Source organism: Runella rosea (assembly GCF_003325355.1).
In the GTDB taxonomy this organism is placed as follows: Bacteria; Bacteroidota; Bacteroidia; order Cytophagales; family Spirosomataceae; genus Runella; species Runella rosea.
Genome location: NZ_CP030850.1, coordinates 2,582,619 through 2,607,822, shown reverse-complemented (window position 1 = coordinate 2,607,822; position 25,204 = coordinate 2,582,619). Strand labels below are relative to the sequence as shown.

23 protein-coding genes are annotated in these 25,204 nt (G+C 45.2%); 8 read left to right on the top strand and 15 right to left on the bottom strand.

Features of this window, described 5'->3' with window-relative positions:
* Positions 1 to 37: 37 nt before the first annotated feature.
* Positions 38 to 2,533: a glutaminase family protein gene (locus DR864_RS11045; RefSeq protein ID WP_114067025.1), complete on the bottom strand. Its 2,496-nt coding sequence runs from the start codon at positions 2,531 to 2,533 to the stop codon at positions 38 to 40.
* 318 nt (positions 2,534 to 2,851) lie between these two features.
* Between DR864_RS11045 and DR864_RS11040 the strand changes: the two genes are divergently transcribed.
* From DR864_RS11040 to DR864_RS11030, 3 genes are read left to right on the top strand one after another with little or no spacing between them, the layout of a single operon-like run.
* Positions 2,852 to 4,009, top strand: a complete 1,158-nt coding sequence (locus tag DR864_RS11040; protein ID WP_114067024.1) for a homogentisate 1,2-dioxygenase — start codon at positions 2,852 to 2,854, stop codon at positions 4,007 to 4,009.
* 46 nt (positions 4,010 to 4,055) lie between these two features.
* A complete protein-coding gene (fahA, locus tag DR864_RS11035; RefSeq protein WP_114067023.1) occupies positions 4,056 to 5,297 on the top strand; it encodes a fumarylacetoacetase in 1,242 nt (413 codons plus the stop codon).
* 11 nt (positions 5,298 to 5,308) lie between these two features.
* Positions 5,309 to 6,160: a flavin reductase family protein gene (locus tag DR864_RS11030; protein ID WP_114067022.1), complete on the top strand. Its 852-nt coding sequence runs from the start codon at positions 5,309 to 5,311 to the stop codon at positions 6,158 to 6,160.
* A 433-nt stretch (positions 6,161 to 6,593) separates the two neighbouring features.
* Here the strand turns inward: DR864_RS11030 and DR864_RS11025 are convergent, their stop codons facing one another.
* The 4 genes from DR864_RS11025 to DR864_RS11010 form a co-directional block, all read right to left on the bottom strand.
* The gene (locus DR864_RS11025) at positions 6,594 to 8,177 is read right to left on the bottom strand and encodes a serine hydrolase domain-containing protein (protein WP_114067021.1); all 1,584 of its coding nucleotides are present in this window, start codon (positions 8,175 to 8,177) and stop codon (positions 6,594 to 6,596) included.
* A 3-nt stretch (positions 8,178 to 8,180) separates the two neighbouring features.
* The gene (locus tag DR864_RS11020) at positions 8,181 to 8,912 is read right to left on the bottom strand and encodes a GDSL-type esterase/lipase family protein (protein WP_114067020.1); all 732 of its coding nucleotides are present in this window, start codon (positions 8,910 to 8,912) and stop codon (positions 8,181 to 8,183) included.
* 108 nt (positions 8,913 to 9,020) lie between these two features.
* Positions 9,021 to 9,374 carry a c-type cytochrome gene (locus DR864_RS11015; protein WP_114067019.1) on the bottom strand — a complete coding sequence of 118 codons (354 nt, stop codon included), beginning with the start codon at positions 9,372 to 9,374 and terminating at the stop codon, positions 9,021 to 9,023.
* Between the two features lie 312 nt (positions 9,375 to 9,686).
* Positions 9,687 to 11,063 (bottom strand): hypothetical protein, encoded by a 1,377-nt coding sequence (locus tag DR864_RS11010; RefSeq protein ID WP_114067018.1) that lies wholly within the window; start codon positions 11,061 to 11,063, stop codon positions 9,687 to 9,689.
* 179 nt (positions 11,064 to 11,242) lie between these two features.
* Between DR864_RS11010 and DR864_RS11005 the strand changes: the two genes are divergently transcribed.
* Positions 11,243 to 13,156 carry a tetratricopeptide repeat-containing sensor histidine kinase gene (locus tag DR864_RS11005; RefSeq protein ID WP_114067017.1) on the top strand — a complete coding sequence of 638 codons (1,914 nt, stop codon included), beginning with the start codon at positions 11,243 to 11,245 and terminating at the stop codon, positions 13,154 to 13,156.
* Here the strand turns inward: DR864_RS11005 and DR864_RS11000 are convergent.
* From DR864_RS11000 to DR864_RS10955, 10 genes are all read right to left on the bottom strand, one after another.
* Entirely contained in the window at positions 13,143 to 13,877 is a 735-nt protein-coding gene (locus tag DR864_RS11000; RefSeq protein WP_114067016.1) for an NRDE family protein, read from the bottom strand. The genes DR864_RS11005 and DR864_RS11000 overlap by 14 nt on opposite strands.
* A gap of 87 nt (positions 13,878 to 13,964) precedes the next feature.
* On the bottom strand, positions 13,965 to 14,471 hold the full coding sequence (locus DR864_RS10995; RefSeq protein WP_114067015.1) for a hypothetical protein: 507 nt from the start codon (positions 14,469 to 14,471) through the stop codon (positions 13,965 to 13,967).
* Positions 14,468 to 15,001 carry a YceI family protein gene (locus tag DR864_RS10990; protein ID WP_114067014.1) on the bottom strand — a complete coding sequence of 178 codons (534 nt, stop codon included), beginning with the start codon at positions 14,999 to 15,001 and terminating at the stop codon, positions 14,468 to 14,470. The genes DR864_RS10995 and DR864_RS10990 overlap by 4 nt, the downstream gene beginning before the upstream one ends.
* Positions 15,002 to 15,025: 24 nt before the next feature.
* Positions 15,026 to 15,742 carry a hypothetical protein gene (locus DR864_RS10985; RefSeq protein WP_114067013.1) on the bottom strand — a complete coding sequence of 239 codons (717 nt, stop codon included), beginning with the start codon at positions 15,740 to 15,742 and terminating at the stop codon, positions 15,026 to 15,028.
* 73 nt (positions 15,743 to 15,815) lie between these two features.
* Positions 15,816 to 16,277 (bottom strand): DM13 domain-containing protein, encoded by a 462-nt coding sequence (locus tag DR864_RS10980; protein ID WP_114067012.1) that lies wholly within the window; start codon positions 16,275 to 16,277, stop codon positions 15,816 to 15,818.
* Positions 16,278 to 16,358: 81 nt separating this feature from the next.
* The gene (locus DR864_RS10975; RefSeq protein ID WP_114067011.1) at positions 16,359 to 17,060 is read right to left on the bottom strand and encodes a Crp/Fnr family transcriptional regulator; all 702 of its coding nucleotides are present in this window, start codon (positions 17,058 to 17,060) and stop codon (positions 16,359 to 16,361) included.
* 72 nt (positions 17,061 to 17,132) lie between these two features.
* Complete coding sequence (locus tag DR864_RS10970) at positions 17,133 to 18,176, bottom strand: ATP-grasp domain-containing protein (RefSeq protein WP_114067010.1); 1,044 nt, start codon at positions 18,174 to 18,176, stop codon at positions 17,133 to 17,135.
* 70 nt (positions 18,177 to 18,246) lie between these two features.
* Positions 18,247 to 18,648: a DoxX family protein gene (locus DR864_RS10965; RefSeq protein ID WP_114067009.1), complete on the bottom strand. Its 402-nt coding sequence runs from the start codon at positions 18,646 to 18,648 to the stop codon at positions 18,247 to 18,249.
* 39 nt (positions 18,649 to 18,687) lie between these two features.
* A complete protein-coding gene (locus tag DR864_RS10960; protein ID WP_114067008.1) occupies positions 18,688 to 19,149 on the bottom strand; it encodes a YHS domain-containing (seleno)protein in 462 nt (153 codons plus the stop codon).
* Positions 19,150 to 19,285: 136 nt separating this feature from the next.
* Positions 19,286 to 20,113, bottom strand: a complete 828-nt coding sequence (locus tag DR864_RS10955; protein ID WP_229599561.1) for an alpha/beta hydrolase — start codon at positions 20,111 to 20,113, stop codon at positions 19,286 to 19,288.
* Between the two features lie 219 nt (positions 20,114 to 20,332).
* Here DR864_RS10955 and bamJ point away from each other — a divergent pair, with 219 nt between their 5' ends.
* The 4 genes from bamJ to DR864_RS10935 all read left to right on the top strand — a co-directional run bounded on the left by bamJ (position 20,333) and on the right by DR864_RS10935 (position 25,135).
* Positions 20,333 to 21,115: a BamJ family beta-barrel-assembly machinery protein gene (gene bamJ / locus DR864_RS10950; protein ID WP_114067006.1), complete on the top strand. Its 783-nt coding sequence runs from the start codon at positions 20,333 to 20,335 to the stop codon at positions 21,113 to 21,115.
* Between the two features lie 82 nt (positions 21,116 to 21,197).
* On the top strand, positions 21,198 to 23,291 hold the full coding sequence (locus DR864_RS10945) for a carboxy terminal-processing peptidase (protein WP_114070239.1): 2,094 nt from the start codon (positions 21,198 to 21,200) through the stop codon (positions 23,289 to 23,291).
* Positions 23,292 to 23,390: 99 nt separating this feature from the next.
* On the top strand, positions 23,391 to 23,696 hold the full coding sequence (locus tag DR864_RS10940) for a (2Fe-2S) ferredoxin domain-containing protein (RefSeq protein ID WP_013928646.1): 306 nt from the start codon (positions 23,391 to 23,393) through the stop codon (positions 23,694 to 23,696).
* Positions 23,697 to 23,803: 107 nt separating this feature from the next.
* A complete protein-coding gene (locus DR864_RS10935; RefSeq protein ID WP_114067005.1) occupies positions 23,804 to 25,135 on the top strand; it encodes an NCS2 family permease in 1,332 nt (443 codons plus the stop codon).
* Positions 25,136 to 25,204: the final 69 nt, after the last annotated feature.

Sequence of the window (25,204 nt, the reverse complement as noted above, 5' to 3'; positions counted from 1 at the left end):
TGGGCTATGCAAATACACAGCCCAAGGGTTGTAGCATTTAATTCTTCTGCTTCTTAGCCAGTTTTTCCTCTAACACTTTCATATAATACCCTCCCACGACCGAGCGGGCGGTGAATCCTACACGCTTGGCGTTGGGGGTTTCGTGCCAATCGGTAAGGGGTGTGCGAGGTTGGGTTTCGTTGGCAAATTTCCAAACCGGCTGCATCAGGGATTGAAAATCAGCGGGCGATTGCGCCAGTACGGCCGTCCACAAAATCCAGTCGGATTTGGTATAGGTCTTGCGACTGTCGAGCGGTAGGCCGTAGGGTTGCTGTATTTTGAGGTAATATTTGATTTCCTTCTCCGCCACCGAAGGGGGGAAAACGTTAAATTTCAACAGCTTGTCCCAAACCAAATTGTACTTCTGTGACCATGTATTGCCCTTGTCGAACGTCAAGGCGTAGTGGTCGCCCACATCGGCCATCGTTTGCCAACGCGTGGCTAGGCTGCGGGCCAAGTCGAGGTATTTCTTGCCAGTAGCCGCGTCTCCGATTTTCTGAGCAAGCTGTCCGTAAGCGGCAATCCCCAAAATAGCTTTGATGGAAAGGTTGGCGTTACGGGCCAAATGCCCCGCAAAATCGTCGGTGCAAAGCTGATTGGCAGGGTCAAAACCATCCCTTTCTAGAAATTCCACCCAAGTAGAGAGCGTTTTCCAGTGTTGTTTGGCAAAATCTGCGTTTCCTTCGGCGGCGGCAACGGCGGCCGTAAGCAGGAGCATATTGCCGCCTTCTTCCACGGGCATGTCTTCGGGGTAAGTTTGTCCGTTGGCTAGTGGATAGGTTCCTACGTCATGGGCAGGGAAGGGCTTGGTCCATTGACCGCTTTCGCTGTAATCGAAGATGGGTCGCAACATTCCTTTCATCAACTCGATATTGTATGCCAAAAACAACGGTGCCGAAGGGTACGTCACATCTACGGTGCCGATGGAGCCGTTAGAGAAGTTTTCTTTTGAGAAAAACAACAGCTCACCGTTGGGTTTGGCCACTATTTTGTGGGCAGCAATGGCTTGACGATAGGCTAAGTTGCAGAGTTCGGCGTATTGTTTGCCGCCCACTTTGAATGCGTCGTTTTCAATGGTTTTATCGAATTCGGCACATTTTATTTGAATAGCGGGATACTCTTTTTCGGCCAATGTCAGGAGTTGTTCGATGGTCACTTTACCCGTCCGATTCCACCACGGGCGCAAATTTGTGCCAAAATACTGAACCGAGTATACGTCATCGTATGCCAGGAGCAAATGACTTGTTTTAAGCGTGTTTTCTACTTTTCCAACGTTAACAATCGCGCTCAAGGCCATGTCGGTGGCCGTACCTACAGAAACAGCAGTCGATGAGGTTTGAATGTTAACAAAGTTTTCTTTCAACGCCCTAAATGCACCGCTTGCGAGTTGGGTTTGTCCGTTTTGAGGAACCGCTAAGTAGGCATAACCCCAGTCAATGCGTACATCATCGCCTTTTTTCTTGAGCAGCGGTTGCTCTTTGGTGCCGATAGACAGCCAGTTTAGGTTGGCTGCTTTACCGTTGTTTGTTACTACTTCTTGATTGGGTAAGTTGGTAGCAACGGTGCCTGCTATTCCCGTAAACAATTGTACATCGTGGGGTTTGGCGTCGTTGGATTGCACCGAATAAGTGATGTAGCTGACGGGCCGAGCCGTTACTTCAAGGTCGTTTAATAAAAGAGGGGACAAAAAGCTGACGGTCAGATTTATACCTCCCGCCTTGAAGCTATATGTTGTTTTGGTGGCGGTAAGTTCGGCCTTGGTTTGCTCGGCCAACGGAAGCGGCTCGGCTTTAATTTCTTGGGCAAGGCCCGCGTCAATAAAGGCATTTCCGCTGGTGTGCAGTGCATAAATCGTCAACAGGTTTTTGCCTTTTTTTAATGTTTGCAGTGCTTTGGCGGGAATAGTGTACGGACGGTAATCTTCTGCTACGCTGTGATGTTCATAGAGGGGAATACCGTTGAGAAACACTTCTACTTCGTCGTTGTAGGCCAGCATTAGTCGAAGGGCGCTTGGGTCGGTTTGGCCGTCCCAATCAAACGTGCGCCGAATCCAGACCCCACCTTTGGTCCAAGAAAGGTGACTGCGGTCGGTGTGCGAACCAAACGGAAGTCGCCCCGTTTGCCATTTAGCATCGTCAAAATTGCCTTCTTTCCAACTTTCACTAGGCTTTTCAAAAGTGTATTTGACCGCGACGTTGGCATCGGCTCCCGTGGATAAAACGGATTTATATTGGATGGGCGTTGCACCCATAAATTGATAGGCTTTGCCATCTACGCGCACAATCCCTTCCATTGATTGTGGCTTGCTGGTCCAGTGGGTAGTTGCTACATCCGTCAGGCGGTCACCCTCCGACCAAATGCTAAAATAAGGATCGTGGGTAATGAGCGGATAGGCCGGTGGGCGGAGGGTTTGGGCTTGTAGGGTGAGGGACAAAAGCGCAATGAGGCAAAGCGAATAGCCAAATGCGGCATTTACATAAATTCGTTGTTGCATGGGTTTCGGGGTTACTTTTTGGATTCTAAGATATGGCGTTAGATTATAAAAACATTTGTTTTATGGTTATACTCAATTAAAAATGAACGGCTTTTATAGTAGTGCTAAGATTTTGCCAATATTTTGGGGTAAATGATGATACACAACCATGAAAATTCAAAACTTGATTTCCAATTTTCATGGTTGTGCTCCAAAGAAATGTGTATTTGTCATGAGTTAGATACATAGATTGCTATTTATTTGTTAAAGCAACTATTGCCTTGGCATTTTTATTTTGTAATTTAGCGCATACTTTTTTGTATCTTATTGTGAAAAATTATGCCTATTTATCATAAACTCGGCAAAATTCCTCCCAAACGGCACACTCAATTTGAGAAGCCCGACGGAGGACTATACTACGAACAACTTTTTGGCACCGTCGGCTTCGATGGAATGTCGTCATTGATGTACCATGTGCATCGGCCCACGATGGTCAAAGAGATTTTGTCAGAAACGGATGTTTCTCCTAAAATCGCCGTCGAAAAGGGAATAAAAGCGCGGCTCCTCAAAGGCTTTGACGTACCGCCGAAAGAAGATTTTTTAGAAAGCCGAACAAGGCTTTTGGTCAATAGCGATGTGCATATCAGTCTGGCGGCACCGCGCCAATCGTTGACCTCATATTTTTACAAAAATGCTGATGCCGACGAGTTGTTGTTTATCCACCGAGGTTCGGGAAAACTGCGTACTCAACTCGGAAATATTCCGTTTGAATACGGTGATTATCTGGTCATTCCAAGGGGTATTATTTATCAAATCGAGTTTGATTCTGAAGATAATCGGCTGCTGATTACGGAGTCTTTTCATCCGATTTATACGCCCAAGCGGTACCGAAATTGGTTTGGACAGTTGCTCGAACAGTCGCCTTATTGTGAGCGTGATTACAAACTTCCCGAAGAACTCGAAACCCACGATGTAGAAGGAGATTTTGTAATGAAAATCAAAAAACAGGGGAAAATCTACGAAATGCTCTACCCTACGCATCCGTTTGACGTGGTTGGGTGGGATGGATACAATTTTCCCTATGGCTTTTCGATTCATAATTTTGAGCCTATTACGGGGCGTATTCATCAACCACCGCCTGTACACCAGACCTTTGAGACGAGCGCATTTGTGGTGTGTTCGTTTTGTCCGCGACTGTATGACTATCATCCTAAGGCCATCCCAGCACCCTACAATCATTCTAATATCGACTCTGATGAGGTGATTTATTACGTAGATGGTGATTTTATGAGTCGAAACAACATTGAGCAGGGGCACATCACGCTCCATCCGGGCGGTATTCCGCACGGCCCCGCGCCGGGCGCGTATGAGCGGAGCATTGGTAAAAAAGAAACCATCGAGCTCGCCGTCATGATTGATACGTTTCGACCGTTGATGGTGACCGAAGAAGCCCTCAAAATTGATGATGGAAAGTATTACCAGAGTTGGTTAGCCTAATTTTTGCCATTTTTATCCTTACTCACCCTTTCAAGACCATCACTTTATGTGGCTTTCCATTGATAAAAACTCCGATTTTTCGATTCATAATTTGCCTTTTGGTATTTTCTCAACGCCTAAAACGTCCAAAAGGGTCGGGGTGGCGCTTGGCCCTTGGATTATTGACATGACCAAACTAGCCGATTTAGGCGCTTTTGGTGGTATTGATTTTGATAAAAATGCCTTTCAAAAGGAGTTCCTCAACGACTTTATGGCAGCGGGTAAAACGGTTCGGGTGGGAGTACGGCAGGTGTTACAGCAAATTTTTGAAGACCCGTGTAGCCCTTTCAAAGGCTTTGCCTCCGATTTTTTGGTTCCGCAAAAAGACGCCATTTTACATATACCCGTTAAAGTGGGCGATTACACCGATTTCTATTCTAGTGAGCAACATGCCTTCAACGTTGGGGCTATGTTTCGCGACCCACAAAATGCATTATTTCCCAATTGGAAACATTTGCCAGTGGCGTACCACGGTCGGGCCTCGTCGATTTTTGTGTCGGGGACCCACTTTCACCGCCCTAAGGGACAAACTTGCCCCGATGAGACCCAACCGCCGATTTTCGGTCCGACTAAACGTCTTGATATTGAATTGGAAATGGCGACCATCATTGGCGCGGGTAATGAAATCGGTGACTGCATTTCAGTCGATGAAGCAGAAGAGCATGTTTTTGGCTTTTTGTTATTCAACGACTGGTCGGCGCGAGATATTCAGAAGTGGGAGTATGTGCCGTTGGGGCCGTTTTTGGCAAAAAACTTTTTTTCTTCGGTCTCTCCTTGGGTAGTCACGATGGAAGCTCTAGCCCCATTTCGGGTGCCTATAACTGCACAAATTCCCGCTGTTTTGCCGTATTTAAAAGGACAACATCTTCAAAATTTTGATGTAACTCTTGAGGTCTACATTCAACCAGCAGAGGATAAAGGGCAAGCTGAGTTTTTGCTTTGCCGTTCCAATTTCAAAAATATGTACTGGACGGTAGCCCAGCAGATTGCGCATCATACCATTAATGGCTGTAACCTGAACGTGGGAGATATGCTTGCTTCGGGTACGATTTCGGGCAAAGAACCCGACAGTTTCGGGTCGTTGTTGGAGTTGACATGGGGAGGTAAAAATCCGATTACGCTTCCCAATGGTTTGATACGCAAGTTTGTGGAAGATTACGACACGATTATCATTCGGGGTTTTGCACAAAAAGGTGAAATTAGGGTAGGGTTTGGAGAAGTAAAAACGACTATCTTGCCAGCAAAATAACCTTCATCACCATGCTTACCATCAATCCGAAAGACGTCTCGGTTCCTGTCATTCATCATTATTTGCAGGGTGCGGTGGCACCCCGTCCGATTGCTTTTGCCAGTACGGTCGATAAAGACGGCAACGTTAATTTAAGCCCCTTTAGTTTTTTCAATTTATTCGGTACCAAACCCCCTACGCTTATTTTTTCGCCCAATCGCCGCGTACGCGACGCCACCAATAAACATACCTTCGAAAACGTACAAGAAGTGGATGAAGTGGTGATTAACATGGTTGATTATGCCATGGTTGAGCAGATGTCGCTGGCGAGTTGTGAGTATCCAAAAGGCACCAATGAGTTTGTGAAAGCGGGTTTTACGGAGATGCCTTCTCAATTAGTAAAACCTCCTCGGGTGGGGGAATCGAAAGCCGTTTTTGAGTGTAAAGTCAAGCAGATTATTTCGTTGGGCGAAGAAGGTGGTGCCGCCAATTTGATCATTTGCGAGGTAATTTTAGCGCATTTTTCGGAAGATATTCTCGACGAAAACGGCAGAATTGACCAACGAAAAACCGACTGGGTAGCCCGCATGGGCGGCGATTGGTACGCCCGTGCTTCGGGCGATGCCTTGTTTGAGATTCCGAAACCTAGCACTCAAAAAGGCATTGGTGTTGATTCAATTCCTGATTTTGTAAAAACGAATCCATTGTTCACGGGAAATGAACTGGGACGTTTGGGGAATATAGAGAGATTGCCGCAGGTGGAAGAAATAGAGCGTTTTAAAAATGAAAATTTGGAGAAAGACTTCATCCAATTGGCAAAAAAAATGCTCTTTGAGGGTAAAGTAAAAGATGCTTGGCTGGCGTTGTTGGCCATGGAAGCATAGGGATGGGGCTTTTAATTTATCATTTGAAAATTTTCCTTTAACTGCTTCTAAGTATGTGGTCAAAAATAACTTATTCTATTCCAAACCCACCCCGTCGCTAAGCGATCCCCCCAAGAGGAGATTAGAGCGTAAATCCCCTCTTGGGAGGGGGGGCAACGGGGCGGGGTGGGTCTAGTGGAAGTGTAAAATAATAAAAACTATTTACGATTCAGTACTTATCTTAAAGGCAGTTAAAGCTTTTTTTAGTCCAAACTCGGTTAAATATAAACTAAACTTAGCTGTCAGGTTTTAATAAATATCAACAAAGCAATGGTGCAAAATCCGCTCTAATTGCTTGATTATTACCTAAAAAAACGCCCTCCAAATTTCTTTTGGAGGGCGTTTTTTTAGGTAATGCTTTTCAGGTTTATTTTCAAAATTGGAAATCCTAGGGTCAAACGCCCGTTTTTCCTTGCAATACTGGGCGTTTATCTTTGGCTCCCGTCATGCGGTTGATGCTGTTGTCAAAATTTATTTTAACAGCGTCTCCCTCAAAATGACAAATAATGTAATTGCGGTGCGGAGATTCGTAATAGCGAAGCGTTATTTCGAAGGTCTTGGGGTCTTTCCACGTACCAGCGGCGGCAATCTTGGCGATGCGTTCAAATTTTAATTTGGAGGAATTAACCAAATTGGGTCGGGCAAGGTCGGTTTCACCAAAAGCCCATTTTTCGAGTCCGCATATAACCCTATGAACACCCTCTTGGTCTTTCAGCACAAATTGGTAGCTATCACCCTCACGGTACGCCAGCGAAATAGTTTCGACATTAAGTGAATTGGGCTCCATCTGAAACAATTTTCCTGATATTTTGGCGGCATTGGTACGCAATTCTCCTCCTTTCGGCGGCAATAGCGCCAAGGCAGCCATTTGTTGCTTTAATGCTTTATTGGCTGCGGTATTGACGGGTAGTGCCTGTGATTTCATGGCGGGCAACAAATGCTCCCAAACCAAATCTAAGATGCCCTGCATGTTGGCTGTTTCGCTTGTGATGGCAATAACGGCATCTTGGTCAGGCATTACAATGGTGTATTGGCCGTAAGCCCCGTCGCCCCGGTAGGCATTGTGTCGACAGCGCCAAAACTGGTAACAATAGCCCTGCAACCAGTCGTTTTGGTCATTCGGGCGGGTTGGGTTGGCGGGAGCGGGTTGTTGGACTTTAAAGGTTGTAGCCTCTTCTACCCACGCTTTCGGAATCAGTTGTTTGCCGTTCCAAACCCCTTTTTGCAAGTATAATTGACCAAATTTAGCTAAGTCTTCGGTCCTTACACGAAGGCCCCAGCCGCCTGTGTTAATGCCTTGCGAATCTTCTTCCCAATCCGCTCCTTCAATTCCCAGCGGGTCAAAAAGACGCGGTTTGAGGTAGTCAATGATTCTTTGTCCCGTTACTTTCTGCACAATGGCCGAGCACATATAAGTAGCGATGCTATTGTACAAAAACACGCTGCCAGGTTTATATTTGATCGGAGTGGCCAAAAACGCCTTTGCCCAATTGTCTTCGTTTCTGACCATCGGCTCGGTCTCCTGACCCACCGACATGCTGAGCAGGTCTTTTATCGTCAGCTTTGCCAAGTTTTCGCTGATTGTAGCGGGCAAGTCGTTGGGGAAAAATGACACCACCAAATCACTGATTTTGAGTTTCCCCTCAGCGACGGCAAACCCCACCGCCGTGGAAGTAAAACTTTTACTCATCGAATACAGCGTATGCTTCAAATCATGTCGGTAAGGCGCCCACCAACCTTCGGCCACGACCTGTCCGTGTCGGAGAATCATCAGGCTGTGAAACTCATGTTTGCTTTGGGCTACGGCATTCATAAAATTAGTAATCCCAGCCGAGTCTACACCCTGTGTTTCGGGTGTGCTTCGCGGCAAGCTTAGTTTCGATTTTGCAAACGAGTCAAAAGGTCCACCGACCAAAAGGGCGATTCCTGTACTGGCAAAACCTAATTGTTGAATAAACTGGCGACGAGTGGTTTGCATGGATTATTTGTATTTTTTCATTAGAAATGGGAGAAGGACTTTGGTATATTCGCGGTAGCCTTGTGCGTTGAGGTGCAGGCTGTCTTGAGTATACAGCTCACCTTTGACAGTGCCGTTGGGGTTGAAAAGTACAGGGTTGATGTCTACATACGATAAGTATTTACCTGTACTGAAAGATTTTACCATGGCATTTCCTTTTTTGACCGTTTCCCAATGTTTACGACGCGAAGGGGAGAGTTTCATCGAAACGAAACAAATCTTGGTTTTGGGTAAACGATTTTGAATGATTGAAACAAACTGTCGATAAGAGTCAAACATTTGCTCGGCAGATTTGTATTTTTTGCCCGTCAAATCATTTTCTCCACCGTAAATGACCAGTATTTTGGGTTCGAGGGGAAACACCACACGTTCTGTGTAATGAATGAGCTCTGGAATGGTTGAGCCACCAAAGCCTCGATTCAATACGGGCAAAGGAGCCAAATCGGATTTCATATCTTTCCAAATCCGCCAACTAGAACTACCATAAAACAATATCTCGCCTTTTTTTTTGCCTTTTTCGGTGTCTTCTTTTTCAAAATTCTTAATCTCGTTTTCAAAGCGGTTGAGTTGATAATCAGGCTCGAAGGCTTCCGCGATGGGCTGATAGTTGACACTGCTGCGTTTACAGGAAAAAGAAGCTCCAAGCAATGCTATCACCAGAATCAATATAGTTGTAGGGGTAGAGTTTTTCATCATAAGAAGTTGTTTCCATTTAAAGTAAAATACAAACAAAATTTACGGCTTTATAGGCCAATAAAAAAGGTTGCCCTTATGAGGCAACCTTTTTTATTGAAAGAGAATTGGCTAGTTTTCTAATAATCCATCGGCTTGCCATTGCTTGAGTAGGGCAATGGTCGCAGCTGGAAGTTGAGCGGTACCATTACGCGGCATAAATCCTGTTGTCCCAGGCATCCGTTGTGTACGGTCAAGGATGTTCGTGATTTTAGATTTGGCGGTAGCGTAATCATCCCACTTGTTTGGATTTGCCCCACCTGCTAAGTGGCAAGGGGTACAATTGGCGACAAAAATAGCCTTAATGTCTTTGTTGTACGTAACTTTTACGGGTTCAGGAGTGTCATCCGTTTTGTTACAACTGATTAGAAAGGACATAGCAATGCTTGCTACCCCCATTTGGAGGAGGAGACGTTTTACATTCATGGGAATCAGGAGTTTAAGTGAAATAAAGCTGTTAGAGAGTTCACTTATACACACGTGAATTTTTCCTTGAAGGTTGCGTCAATTTCTTTTTTTTCTTCAAATACCATTCCCTGATACTCTACGCTTACTTTGATAATCGTTTTTCTTTATTGCTAACAAAGGTGAATTTGATGGTGTTATCTAGGGTTTTAAACCATTTACGCTCTAGTATTTTTTAAAGTATAATATATCTAATAGTTAAAATCCAGCCTCCCAATGAGAAGCTGGATTCTTGCTATACCTAAACCTTTTCTCTACTACTGTAAGAGCAAACTAAATAAAAACTTGATATTGGATGGTTACGGCGCCGCGTCGTCCGTTGGGTTTTAAAAGGCCGTCGGAGGCATTCTGATAAACTGGACGATTTTGGAAATCCAACGATATTTTGGAGTTATGGCCTTTAAGTAACCAGTTAATTCCTACGTTATAAATCCCCGCAACTTTGGTGATGCGTTGATAGTCGGCCAATTGGGCGGAGGCATAAGGCATGAGTGTACCATTTTTGCCTAATAAATCAGCGGCACACAGATACCCTAATTGGCTATAAATTACACTTCCAGTACCAAACATTGGAAAGGCATTTCCCTGTATTCCTGATACTCCCGAAAGCGACTGGGTGGTTCCGTTGGCGGGGTTCATGATACCGTTGAAACGTAGGTAGTTAGTGCCATAATCAGTACGGAAGTAGCCAAGATAAGCCGAGATAGCGGTTCCTTTGGCTTTATTGACGGGCATATCAGCAAACACCGCCAACGACCACAAATTCAGGGCATTGTACACAGTATCGCGGCCTGAGTTTTGGGTACGCCACGTGGCCGCTTTTTGACTGATGAAGCCTCCTTCAATATTTAGTACTTTCTTTTTGCCTAAATAAGTCCCCGTCATATAGGGGGTCTGGTGGGCGTCTTTGTCAAAGAAATTATAAATCAAAAAACCTTGGTATTGCTTATGATGGCCTTTGGCGGCAAAGGTAGAATTGGTAGAAATGGCGGGAACTGGATTTCCGCTCGTGCCGATCGGGAACGGATCGGTCAATCCCAAACGGTAGTCCCATTTGCCCACTTGGCCCCGAGCATAGAGCGTGAGTTTACGCGAAAATTCATCGGTTTGATCAACGGTCGCTTGGGCAAAAACGGGCACATCCATGGTCATAATGCTGGATACGCTGGGTTGACTAAAGCGAGAAAGACCGTTGAGAATGGTCAGGCCACCGCCTATTTTGAGCCAGTCTTTATGGGCAAATGCCGAATATTCGACCACTGCATCGTGGACGAAGAAGGCAATTTTACGATTAGAGGGAACTCCCTGGGCATTGCCCAAAGCGGGGAAACCATTTAAAAAATTAAAATTGTTCATTCCCAACTGAAAATAAACAAAGGTACGGTCGGTGATTTGTCCAAACAATTGCATGCGCGTACGGCGGAGGCCCAAATCCAGCGTTTGAGGGGCGGCTTCTCCGAGAACAGTGGTACCCGGATTGCTGTTGTTGAAACGAAACCACGTTTGATTCAAAAATGTAGCTTTAAAAAAATGGGATCCCGAAGTATTAAGATTGTACTTTAATTCGTTTTTTTCGGGAATTGTTTTGAGAGAATCTTGCGCGTGAGAAGTGAGGGCGCATACTAAAAAAATCCAACTGAGGTGCTTCATGGTGCGAACTTATTTTTTTCGACACAAAGCACCATTTAAAAGATTAATACCGTCTAAAAAATAAATTAAAAAGCAGTTAAAGCATTCTTTTATTTTTCGCTTCCCTAAGTTTATCCTAAATTAGTGTTTTCAAAAACCCACAAAATCAACGGTTTACCCCCTACTTTTAGCTTTTGGGCATGAAAAACTCGCTCATTTTATGGATTTTCTTTTTACCGCTGTTCAAAACAGTAGGACAGGTGCCACGTATTGACCATACTCGAAATTATAACCGAGTCTACAAAGACAGCCTAAAAACCGTTGCAAAAAGGCTATTGGCAGAAGTTGAGAAGCATTCAGAGGAGCCTAAACAGATTATGAAAAAAATGCAGGTACTTAACCTGCTGGGAACTTTGTATCTGGAAGGGGATTATAAAGAGCTGGATACGAGTATGGCCTACAACGACCGTCTTTTTGAGTTGGCCAAACAACAGGACGATAAAGAAATGATGATTGATGCGCTGCTGCGCCGGGAGGTGAAGTATCGGCGCGGTCACGATTATGTGAGGTCGCTTGAAATTAGTCTTGAAGCGCTCAAACTGTGCGATGCTTTGGGTGGAAACTGTCGCAAGGCGTGGATGATTCAGCAAAATTTGGGGTTAAGTTTTCTTCGTTCTTCCGATAATCCAAAAGCTGAAAAATATTTTAAAACGGCGTTGACCCAGTTGGAAAGCACGCCCGATGACGATAGGCCGCTCAAACTGAAACACATCTTGGGGCTCTACAGTATGCTCAGTACCCTTTATCAACAGTGGGGGAAGGATAAGTTGGTACTTGAAATGTTTGACCGCCAACTTGCCGTGGCGCAAGAGCTTAACAATAAGATTTCGTTGGCGGGCACCTACGAAGAGATGGGCGATTATTACAACAAAATCGGGCGGGCTGGGAAGGCATTGCCGTTGTTGAGTAAAGCGTTTGCCCTCTTTGAAGAAGTAAACCATACCCGCGGTGTGGCGTCGGTCACCAATAGTCTCGGAGAATCTTTTTTAGCCCTGAAGGATTATACCAAAGCCCAAAGCTACGCCGAAAAAGCGCTGGCCATGGCCAATCAGTACAATTATGCCTCTCTCAAGCCTTTTGCGTATCATACCCTCACCGAAGCCTACGGTAAACTTGGCAACGAAATGGCTTCTCTACGCGCCTACCGGCAAGAGGCCACCCTACGCGACAGCTTGGGTATTGCTCGTCGGTTAGTTGCCCTAGCGGATATGCGGCGGGCGTATGAGGTAGATGGTGCCCGGCTAGAACAGCAGATTGCGTTGCAAACGCGGACGCGTAATTTCCTGCTCATTGTGGTACTTCTTCTGAGTGCAATCGGAATAGGACTGATTTTTCATAGCCGGACATTACGCCAGAAAAACTATGAATTGGCCCGTAAAAAACGGGAAATAGAACAAGCTTTTCTGAAAGGACAAACAACGGAAAGAAAACGCGTAGCTTCGGAGTTGCACGATAATTTGGGCGGGCTTCTGTCGGCGGCCAAGCTCAGTTTACAAATTCTTGACCCTTCGCAACTTGACCGCCATGAGCGCGAAATTTATGATAATGTGGTAGAAATGATGATTGACGCGTGCCGTCAGGTGCGCACGCTCTCGCACAATATGCTCCCCGAAGATTTGGAACGTGAAGGACTTTTGCCCGTATTTGACCGCTTGATTTACAAACTAAACTCTGCCGGAACAACACAGTTTAGCCTGCAAACCAGCGGCGATTTGCCAGCACGACTGACGCCTGAAATCGAGTTTAATCTCTATTTGATTGGTTTTGAATTATGTAATAACGTGCTCAAACACGCCAAAGCCACCAAAACCTTTGTCACACTGCAACGACTCGGGAATCGAGTGGTTTTGACCGTAGCCGACAACGGAAAGGGCATTCCAACGCAACGAGTGGAGGAAGGAATGGGCTTACAGAATATCCGTCAGCGGACGTTGGATATTCGCGGCACGCTCTCCATCGAAAGTCAACCCAACGGTGGTACCGTTATCATTATTAATATTCCGTATGAAGAAACAAGGCAATTCCTTGCTTCGGAGGTGGTTACAGACAACTGATTTTTTCGGCTTCAAAAATTCGGTACTTAAAATGATGGCCGCTGAGCCGGTCGCGGTAATTCATCAAAAACTGAGTGGGCGTTTTCTGAATTTGGGTAGTACTGACGGTTCGCAATTGACCGTTGCGGTTCATCACCAAATCGTTTGCTTTGTCGCCATTTCCGCCCAAATTGTGAAAATCAAGCACATCTTTGGCTTCAAAAACAGGGTGTTGTCGTTGCCAATCTTGCCACCAACGTTCCCGTTCCCGAACCACAGCGTCAGCATAAAGCGTCACCGACGACCATGCGTAAGACTGCCCCGCATTCAGTGCTTTAAGGTGGACTTGTGCCCCATCCCAGCGAAGCTCCGAAAGTATAGGCTCACTACCTTCCTCTACTACTACCAGCGTAAACGGCTCGATGCCCGCAAAGTCGTATTGGTTAGCAAAATCGGCTAGGTGCTCATACGTAAAAAAATCAAGTACTACTTTTCCCCGACTCATCCGATAGGGAGGTTTATGATGATGCTTTACGAACGCTCCGTTGAGCAGGCAAACGGTCGCCTTGGGTGAAGCCGCAATCCAAGTGCCTCCTGCCAGCCCGTCTTGCGGATAAAAGACGGGCGTGGAATCAATGAGGTACTTTTTGGGCGGCAAAGCTTTGGGGCGACCTACGCTCTCATCGCGGTTAGAAGTCAGGATAAAGCCTTGTTGGTGTGGAATATAGGTTACAAAGCACATGGTTTGCCAGTTTATGTTCTGCCGAAACAGAAGACGAATTGAAAGATTATTTTATAGTTTTCACCCAACGCCTTTGCGAGGCGCTTATCAGACCGTCGCAACTTCCCGATACTTAATCGTTGAGTACGCCACGCCAAAATGTATCGGTACGGCTATTTCGGGGAATTGCTCTCTAAGCGCAATTTTTATAATGGCAAAATGATGGATGGCGTGCTCGGCCATGTAGACCAGTTCACGGGCCCAAGTCGTTTGAATTTCTTCGGTGTCGTTTTCTAAAAACGAAGCTTTCAGGATAATCTGAGTGGTAGGAATCGGTTTTTTTAAGGCTTCGACCAATTGCTCCACCCTAGTGATGCTGAAGGCTGGGTCATTTTCCAACTGTAGGTCTCGCTGGCGGGCATCATAGTCCACAAAACCTTGCGGTGCCTGTTCAAAAAGACATTGGTAAAATTCCAGGGTATGCCTCACGTGTTGGCCTACGCTGCTTCCGTGCAGGAGGGTCAACGGGTCGGAATACGCTGCTGGAGAAATAATTTTGAGCAAATCTTTCAGTTGCAATAAAACGTCCAGATTGGTTCGTTGAAGCAAGGTCATTTTGAAACGGCGTTAACAGTTAGACGGATAGTGACATCATCAGACATGCCGAAGGTGTTGCCTCCGATGGCCCAATCCTTACGGTTGATTTTAAAGGTTCCGCTGAAAGTAGCTTTATTGTTGGCTTCTGAAAATGTAAACGGTACTTTGACATTTTTAGTGATGGCTTTGATGGTCATGTCAAAGTATCCGATGTAGCCGTTGGCTCCTTTTTCGATTTTGGTGGATTTTAGGCTGATTTTTGGGTACTTAGCAACCTCAAAAAAGTCTTCTTTTTCGCGTAAATGGCGATTTCGAAGCGTATTTTCGGTTTCAATCGTTGCCGCATCAACGCTGGCAGCAATGCTGCCAGTGGTGGGGGCTTCGGGGTTGAATTTCAAGGTGGCGGCCAATCCTTTAAATGACCCATTGACAGTTACCCCCAACATTTTGACTGAAAAACCGATGGCTGATGAAACGGGTTGCCAGACTTGACTCACAGCAGTTCCCGACATACCTACGCAAAGTACTAAAATTAGGATTTTTTTCATAGAAGCCGAAATAGCATTTCGCAGTTATAATTTGAAAGAAATCGCCACAAAAGGCATTAAAATCTTGTTGCGGAAGCGGTCATTTTCAAAAGTTAGATTTTGAGAAGTGGTATATTCCGTAAACTGAAAACTTGCCCCGAGTCGTATCCCTGTTTTGGGACTGAACCAATAGCGCGCATACAATTCAGAGTTCAAACTGCCCAAGTCGTTGTCGCTGACCAACAATAAATTGAAAACCGTTGGCTTGGCGGATTGTTGCGTACCGCTCAAACGTGAGTCGGTAGATTTGGCCAAAAACGTTCCTGTTTGCTCGGCTCCAAAAGTAGCGCCGATGGCGTCGATGTTGAAGCCTACGTCTAGTTTGCGAAAACTGTATTCTAAATGAATGGCCAAATTGAGGGCGTTGGTTTGTGAGCGCGACAATTTGAGCGTGTCGAGATTGGACAGTACATTCTCGACAAACAACACCTGCGGTCCCGTTTCTCCCGAAGTAAGTCGGGCGGGTGCGGTGATGTAATCTAGGTCTTTACCCACAAATGATGTTAACCGAACGCCCCAACCCACTTTGAAACGCTTGGCTTTGCCGATGCCGTAGAGCTGTTGGTACGACAGCGCCCCCGAAAACCCTCCGATGGCCGACAGCGCCACGTCGGCCGTAGTTATTTTTTTTGGGTAACTAAATTGGGCATGACTGCCGGTAAAAACCGCTAAAGCGAACACTAACAAGAATGCTTTTTTCATGGAATCAATAGGGTGTAATTGTTAAGAAAAGAATTTTTGAATTGTCAGGTTCAAGGCTGATTTTTGGAAAAAATTATTGTTTAAGTTCGGCATTGCCAAACAGAACGGAGAATGGTTTGCACCAAATCAGGATATACTTTTGGGTTTTGAGATCAGGAGCCGAAGGCAATTCAATAAAAAAATTGCCGAGATTTACCCCTTTGCTGATTTCTACAAACCGAGAAGCAACGCGATCTTCGGAGAGATAAATCCGTAAATCTGGCCCACTGTCGGTTTTGAAGTCGTTGAAAACAAGGGAATATTTATCCCCTTTTTGGTACAATTTTACCCCACCGGAAGTCTGATGGACGTTGGACATAAACATCCCCTGCGCCACTAATTTTTGTCCCGTAGAATCAAATGACGTAATGGGCTTGTTGGTTCCAGTACCTACATTGCCTGTATTTGAAACAGGGGCCACGGGTTGAAGCTCTTCATTTTTTTGACAGGCGATTCCTCCCAGCATTAAACAAATCATTAACAGGGCCTTTTTCATAGATTTTAAAGTTTGTTTCTATGACAAAGGTGTTTGATTTTGTCCCGACGGAATGTCGGCTTGCTGACGTTTCCGCGACATTTATGCGGTTAATTTTCGGAGTTGCTTCACATCAGGAATCACAATACTGCTGCGGTTATAGTCAATGAGTCCGTTGTGCTTCAATTCACTGAAAAGCTGCGTTACGGTTTGGCGCGTACTGCAAATCAGACTGGCTAGGTCTTGGTGGGTCAGGTAGTTTTTGAGGGTAATTCCCTCGGGGGTAGGAGTGCCCTCTTTTTCGGCCCATTCTTCCAAAAAAAGCAGGAGTCGGGTACGGACATCTTTAAACATCAGGTTGGAGTATCGATTCTCCAACCGACGAAAACGCAGTCCAATTAGTTTGGTAAATTTGACAGCAAGGGTAGGGTTTTGTTGGATGACTTTTTCAAAATCTTCAATCTTGAAACTGCATACTGTCACGGAGTCTGATAAGGCCACGGCAAACTCATTCAGGTCGGTATCATCCAGGGTTATCTGGCCAAAAAGGTCTCCTTTCTGAATTACTTCTTTGACCGTTTCGTTGCCTTCGGCATCGAGCTCTACAATCTTAATGACACCTTTTTTGAGAAGATAAACTCGGTTGGTTTCGTCGTGCGCAAAATAGATAATCTCGCTTTTCTTGGCTGATTTGAAATTAGTAATCAGACAGATTTGCCTGAGTTCTGCTGAGTTGAGGTGCCTGAATAGCTGATGGTCGCGCAGGTACCAGTAGCGGGTTTCTAGGGGAAATTGCGGAGTCATCCTACGATGTTTTAGAGTAAACAGGCATTAATACTGGTAAATATACGAACTATTTACTCAAATAGATGTCGTTTAAAGTTGACCGCTCATTGCAAAAAAATCACGGGAAGTTTGTAAGAGTTTGCCCAACGGCGTAGGCTTTACCCCCAAGCGAATATTGGCGGCGCTGATGTCGGCCACGATTCGCATGTTATGCATAATATCGCGATAGGCTTTCCACAGTGTATAGGTGGGGTCATAGACATGCCCAGGCTCCGATGTGGCTCCGTTTAGTTCCATGATTTTGATATTACGGCCTGCGTAAAAATCTTCTAAGTTGCTTACCTTTAGGTCAAAACGTCCGTAATAGAACCCTTCAATCGGTAAAGCTATTTGGTCAAAAATGCTTTCGAGGCGTTGATTAATTAAATGATTGGCATTCAAAAACTTAGTGCCCAAACAATGATTGCCAATGGGCTGAATGTAGCGGCGCTGCCCTTTCGAAACTACGTTATTCCACTCGTCTTTTACGCGTTGCTGCAATTCCTGCATTGCAAAACGGGCACGAGTGTTTTGGGTTAGAAGTTGGCCCACCGTTGAATGTCCGTCGCCTACTACACTCAAAAATTCCTTTTGCGTGATGGAGGTGATTTTGCCTTTAGACTCTTCGGGCAAGCGTGCATACATCACCCCAAATTCCAATTCATAGTCAACGTATTCTTGAATAATAACAGGTTGCGGCGTTTCTTTTAGGTAGCGTTGGAGTTGGTCGGCGTCGTCTATTTTGTGTACCCGAAATCCCCGACCTCCTACGTCGGGCTTGACGATGAGCGGATACAAAATGCCTGCTTTTTTTAGCTTTTCTTCCACAGTCTTCCACGCTTCGCCTTGTGGGATAAAAGCCCCCGCAGGCAAAAATTGAGGACTAATTTGAGCGAGAATATCATTTTTAGATTCACCGAAAACTCCGCCGTCGGGAATACACGTATTGACGGCAGTAAAATAGGTAAGTGAACGGTTTCGGAGGGCTAAATAGAGCCAATAGGGTGTAAGTGGCAGGAAAAATACCCACCAAGTCCAATATTCATAATTCACTAATTTAACGAGCCAAAGTGGAGAACGAAGGGTTGAGAACATACGAAAAATAAGAGAATATTAATACTAAAAGCAAGTTAAAGGGTAAAATGTTCCAAAAAAAAGGCGCGACTCAATGGGCAGGAAGTAAGCCACGAATGGTTGAAATGACTTTTGACCAATGTAATATCACGACGAGTGCACAGCATTTGAAGGTTATCAGTGCCAACGCAAACAACTGCCCTCCATCGCCTAAAACATCAATTCCCAGTACAGTAAGGTGCGATAAAATAGCGCCTGCCATGGTGCCCAGACCCAAGATAGCGCCAATCCAGCAATAACGAGGTGTGAGCAAAAGTATACCCGCGATTAATTCAATAACGCCTGAGCCAATCCGTCCGTAAGGCTCTACGCCAAGTTTAGAGAAAATGTAGACACTTTCTTCGGCCCCCGTAAATTTAAAAAAAAGTGTTTGTAACAGAATGACAGCGGCTACGATTTGAACGAGCCAAGAGAGGATGGTTTTGGTTTTCATGGATTGAGGGTTTTTCTGTGAGGAAGGAAGAAGGGTATACTATTGAGCAGCAACACGCTGCCAGTTTTTGTCGGCCTTTACTTTCAGATTGCCCTCATCTTTGTTCCAATCCGATAAAGTATTGTTGAACACTTTGTTGTAAAAAAGATACAACTTGCCGTTGATGATTTTGTAGGTTTCAGGATTTATCTCGACTTTTTCACCGTTGGCCGCACCCATCGCGTATGCACACCAACCGCCATATTGAGGCTCGTAAGCGGCGGGATTTTTTTTAAACGTTTCGGCATTGGCCGCTGAGTAGAATTGATACGTAACTCCCTCGTGTACTACTACGTACGACTTGGAGCCTTTGGTGGGATTTTTTTTGAAATAACTGACGGGGTCGTAGCCAGAGAGCGCGATACCTTTTTCTAAATTATATTGTTTTTGACGGAGCGCAGGGGACTGCGCAAAAATAATTTCTGTCAGGAGCAGAAGCGTGGCCAAAAAGATTGTTTTCATGACTTTGTTCGGAATTGATAGTTTGATGATACAAAAATGACACATCAAGCCTTAACCGAATGTCGGCCAAATGACAAAACCTTGAAAATAGTTATTTGTTAAATGATAAAATGCGGCTCAATCCCAAGTCGCTTGTTTACTGAGGTTTACCGAAAGCCCATTTTAGAAAATCGGGCATGGCCGCCGACCAAGTTGCCTGATCGTGATGTCCACCTTTGACTTCTGCGTAGCGGACGTCTTTGCCCCAACGGTAACCTTTGCGTTCGAGTTCGGCAATTAAATCAAGGGTGTCTTCAATGGAATCAATGACGCCGTTGTTGTTGCGGTCGTCTCGTTCGTCTTCTGAGCCCGTTTGTAGCCAAAACTGAGGATGATGTATGGAGGCAGTTAAGGAGGTTTCGCGGACCAAACGGTGCATGATTCGGTCGTTGTGGTCGTCGTAATGGTTTTCGTAGGCGCGTTGTCGCCACCAAAACGAACCCGAAAATACGCCTGCTTTACCGAAGCGGTAGGGATGATGCCAAGTAATATCAAACGCCGAAAGCCCACTCAGTGAAAAACCGCAAATGACCGTGTTTTGGGGACCAGTGAGGACGCGATAGTGTTGTTGGATGTAAGGCATTAGTTCTTCCAACACAAACGAGGTATAAGAACCAGCCTTTGCGCCGCGTTGTTTATAATCAGGTTGAGAAGCAGTGCCGTATTCCTGAATTCGTTCGCCACAGTGAATGGCTATGAGAATAAATGGCTCAATGGAAGGCGCCATTTTTTGGATGACTTGTTGCATTTGTAAGCGCTCCAAGTCCTGCCCATCGTTCATGTAGAGTACTTTATACGCACGATTTGAATGGGTGTAGCCTTCGGGAAGGAGAATGTCAAAGGATACTTGCCGATGCAGATGGGTTGAGTGGAACTTGGTGTCATGCAAAACGGTCATTTCGGGGAGGGAGTCAATGTGTTTCAATAAGGTAAAAGTGTTAGTAGGAAACAAAAATACAAATAACCCATATTGGGGTATAAATTTCAAATAATTCATTCTTCCAAACTTTTTTCTATCAATTTTACGTTTATTTACGAAAGTTTAAAGAAACTTTTGATTTTTTGAATTCTGCTTAGTTTTAATTGTGAAAGCGATCCCGATTTTCAAAGAATCTACTAAAACCAATCCAAATTTGTTTATCTAATGAAGTATCTAGCTTGCACTGTATCTGTATTGTTGATTTCAACGGTTGTTACATTTTCACAAACTAAAAAAGTACCCGCCAAACCCGCCGCTAAACCCGCGACTGCCGCCAAACCTGCCCCTAACAAAGCAACGCCTGCCAAACCAGCTGTTGCCTCCAAAATGACCACTGAAATAGACTCGGTAGCGTATAGCATCGGGATGAACATAGCCCAAAACCTAAAAGGACAAGGCCTCGACAAAATCAATGTTAACTTACTGGCCAAAGGAATTCAGGATGTATTGAAAGGTGGCAAATCAGATTTGGACGACAACCAGGCGCAAATGATTTTAGGAAATTATTTTAATAAGCTCCAAACCCAGCGCCAATCAGAAGATGCCAAGAAGTTTGAAGGAAACAAATTGGATGGAGAAAAATTCCTCGAACAGAATAAGAAGAAGGCTGGTATCGTTACTTTACCCAGCGGCTTGCAGTACGAGGTCATGAAAGCGGGTGAAGGTCCGAAACCTACCATCAACAACACGGTAAAGACCCATTACCACGGAACATTGGTTGATGGAACGGTTTTTGACAGTTCAGTTGACAGAGGCCAGCCGGCGGAGTTTCCGGTAGGCGGAGTGATTCAGGGTTGGGTAGAAGCGTTGCAGCTGATGCCCGTAGGTTCTAAATGGAAACTATACGTGCCCTACAATCTGGCTTACGGAGAGCGCGCCGCGGGCCCACAAATTAAGCCATATTCCGCATTAGTATTTGAAGTAGAGTTATTGGAAATCGTAAAATGATTTTGGCGGATGTTGGAGGTTTTTCCAACCATTTCAATCTCCAATATCCCGGGGCCGAAATCAATTAAATCAGTGTATGAAAATGAAAAGCTTTTTAATCGCCTTAGCTCCGGTGTTGCTGCTGAGTCTGCAACCCGACGACTCGCGTTCGCGGGTAGTACCTTCTCGTCCCTTCGCTGTTGCGGATGATGACCTCAAACCTACCCTTACGCAAGAGAAAGTAGAGGCGTACGTGACTAAAATCTTTTCGGGGTATCATTACCGCAAATTTAACGTCAACGACTCGTTGTCGACAAAAATGTACGATAATTACCTCAGCGACATTGACCGCGGCAAACTGTATTTTCTTGCTTCGGACATTCAGTATTTTGATAAATACCGTACCCAACTCGATGAAGCCCTCAACAACGGCGATTTGACGGCGGCGTATGATATTTATAATACCTTCCGCAAACGCTACCGTGAGCGGAGCAATTACATCACCAAAGCGTTGGCTAATCCTAAATTTGATTTTTCGGTAGATGAGTCATTCAATACCGACCGTGAAAAAGCTTCTTGGGCTAAAAATACGGAAGAATTGGATGAAATCTGGCGCAAATTGCTTAAAAACGAAGCACTTGAGTTGAAACTCTCTGGCAAAGCCGACACTTCGGTGGTAACGCTTTTGAGAGATCGTTACAAAAACCGTGAACGTAACTTAGGCCGTTTCCGTAGCGAGCAGGTATTTCAGATGTACATGAATGCGTTCTGCGAAGTGCTTGATCCACACACTCGTTATTTCTCACCCGCTGACTCTGACCGTTTCAAGCAGGATATGTACCAAGCCCTCGAAGGAATCGGTGCGGTATTGCGTGAAGATGGCAACTACATCAAAGTTGTGGAAGTGGTGCCTGGCGGACCGGCTTTTAAGGACAAGCGTCTCAAAAAAGACGACCGGATTATTGGTGTAGCGCAGGGGGATGAAGGGAAAGTGGAAGATATTGTGGGTTGGTACGTAGACGATGCCGTGAAGAAAATCAAAGGAACGAAAGGAACAATCGTGCGCTTGCAAGTATTGGCTTCTGACGCACTGCCCAACGACCCTCCTAAAGAAATCCGCCTTGTACGTGAGAAAGTAAATTTGCAGACATCACGTGCCAAGAAAGAAATCGTGACCATCAATCAAAATAAGCACGACTACAAAATCGGTATTATCAATATTCCGTCGTTTTATCGGGACTTTGAAGGGGCTGGCAAACGTGATAAAGACTTCGCTAGTACCACCCGCGACGTGCAGAAAATCATTGATTCACTCAAGGCTGAAAATGTCGAAGGAATTGTAATCGACTTGCGCAACAACGGTGGTGGGTCATTAACAGAAGCGATTTCATTGACGGGTTTATTTATTTCAAAAGGTCCAGTGGTACAAGTACGTGAATCAACGGGTGATACGGAAGTGCAAACGGATCCTGACCCAAATGTGACATACGATGGCCCGATTGCAGTTTTAATCAACCGTTTTAGTGCTTCGGCTTCTGAAATTTTTGCGGCCGCTATACAGGATTACAAACGTGGAATTGTGTTGGGTGAGCAAACTTACGGCAAAGGCACGGTTCAAACCATGGTTGATCTGAACCAGTGGATTAAAGATTCTGATAAATTGGGTCAAATCAACATCACAGTTGCGAAGTTTTACCGCATCAATGGTAGCAGTACCCAACGCAAAGGGGTATCACCTGATATTGAATTCCCATCGGCATTCAGTGCAGAAGAATACGGTGAAAGCTCACAGCCTACGGCTTTGCCTTGGGATCAGATTGCAACGGCGCGTTTTGACGTGACCAAATCGTTGAACGAAAAACAAGTAGCAAAACTTCGCGAGAAGTATCAGCAACGCCTTAAGTCGGAAGCAGAGATGAAAACGTTCGTAGACGAGTTGGAGCTTTTCCGCAAAGCGCGTGAAAATACTGTAGTTTCATTGCAAGAAACCAAGCGTAAGAAAGAGCGTGAAGAAGCCGAGAAAAAGCGTGCTGCCCTGAAAAAGCTAGAAACGGATGACGACGTTGATGAAGAGGAAACTCCTGCAACCGCCAAAGCAACCGACAAGAAGAAAAAGGACATTTACATGAATGAAACCAGTCGCATTTTGGCAGATTACATTACGCTTTCTAAAGCTCCTTCGGTAGCTAAGCGATAAAATTTGTTACCTTTAAACGTTGGACGTTGGGTCATGGGCGCTATCTTTAGTCCCTAATCCGACGTCCAACGTCTATTTTTAATCCATTCTAACTGATTTATGAAATACAAAAAACACGTTTTTATTTGCACCAATCAAAAAGACGGTGGCAAAAAATGTTGCGGAGCCGAGCACGGCGCAGCATTGGTTGATGCATTCAAAACATCTCTCAAAGAGAAAAATTTACACATTGATATCCGCGCCCAAAAGTCAGGCTGTTTAGACGTATGTGCCTTTGGCCCCGCGTTGGTCGTATACCCAGAAGGTGTTTTCTACGGCAAAGTAGAGCTCGCTGACGTTGAAGAAATCATCGAAAGTCATTTGATAAACGATGTTCCCGTGGAACGTCTGGCGTTAAAATTCTAGAAACGTCTTTATTTTAACCCTTATTTGTCAACGCTGAACGTAAATTCCCGTAAGGGTCTTTGCATTCAGCGTTGACATTTTTATTTTTACCAAAACTGCCAATTCCTATGCTCCAACGCTACTTTTCCCTTGTTCAAAATGGCACTACGGTGCGTACCGAAGTCATCGCGGGGCTTTCTTCTTTTTTGGCTACGATGTACATTATTGTAGTGAACCCCACTATTTTGAGCCAATCGGGGATGCCGTTCGGCGGTGTGCTGACGGCTACGGTATTGCTCTCCTTTTTTTGCAGTTTGATGATGGGACTGTATGCTCGTAATCCGCTTCTTGTGGCGCCGGGGATGGGGCTAAATGCCTTTTTTACCTTCGCCGTTGTGAAAGGAATGGGCGTGGCATGGCAAACTGCCTTGGGTGCGGTATTTTGGGCAGGAATCATTTTTTTTATTTTATCAATCTTCAATGTTCGGACCTACATAGTACAGGCCATTCCGAAGCCGTTGCGCTACGCGATTTCGTCGGGAATTGGGCTTTTTATCACTTTGATTGGCTTGACCAACGCCAAGTTTATCGTAAATAATCCCGCCACTTTGGTCGGCATCGGGAATTTGAAAGACCCGATTCTGCTGACGTTTTTGTTGGGGTTGGTCATTACGGCAATATTGGTGGTGAAAAAAGTACAAGGCGGCATTGTCATTGGCATTGTGCTGACCACGTTGTCGGCGATTCCAGTAGGCCGTTGGTGGGGCGATGCTTCGGCGGTTAATTTCGGACAGGCTACATTGGTCAATTGGAGTGGACTTTGGGCGGCTCCCGATTTTAGTCTTTTGTTTCAATTGGACTTGACTGGTTCGTTGACATTGGCGCTTTGGCCCGTCATTTTTGCCTTTGCGTTTACCGATTTATTTGACAGTCTTTCGACCTTCGTTGGCGTTGCCGAAGCGGCTAATCTTTACGACGAAAACGGAGACCCGCGCAATATTCGACAATCACTGCTAACCGACGCCGTAGCCACCACAATGGCTGGTTTGTTGGGCACCAGCCCCGGAACGGCCTACATAGAATCAGCAGTGGGAATCGAGCAAGGCGGTCGCACGGGGCTTACGGCGGTAGTGGCGGCGTTTTTGTTTTTGCCTTTTATGTTTTTATCCCCTTTGCTCTCGGTCATTCCGAGCATTGCCACTGCTCCTGCGTTGATTTTGGTGGGTGCGTTTATGATGAAACCCATCACCAAGATTGATTGGACGCGTATGGACGAAGCCATTCCGTGTTTGTTAGCGCTGGTGTTGATTCCCTTCAGCTATTCCATTACCCAAGGAATTATTTTTGGTTTTTTGAGTTGGACAATCCTCAAAACTGCTGCTGGAAAAGCGAAAGAAATTTCATTCACACTCTGGATGATTGATATTTTTGCCGTGATGTCGTTGGTGTGGGGGCACTGAAGAAATAGTTTTCTACTAGCGATAATCGTCCATGTAAAAGCACGATTGATAGGTTTTGCCAAGAAAAAA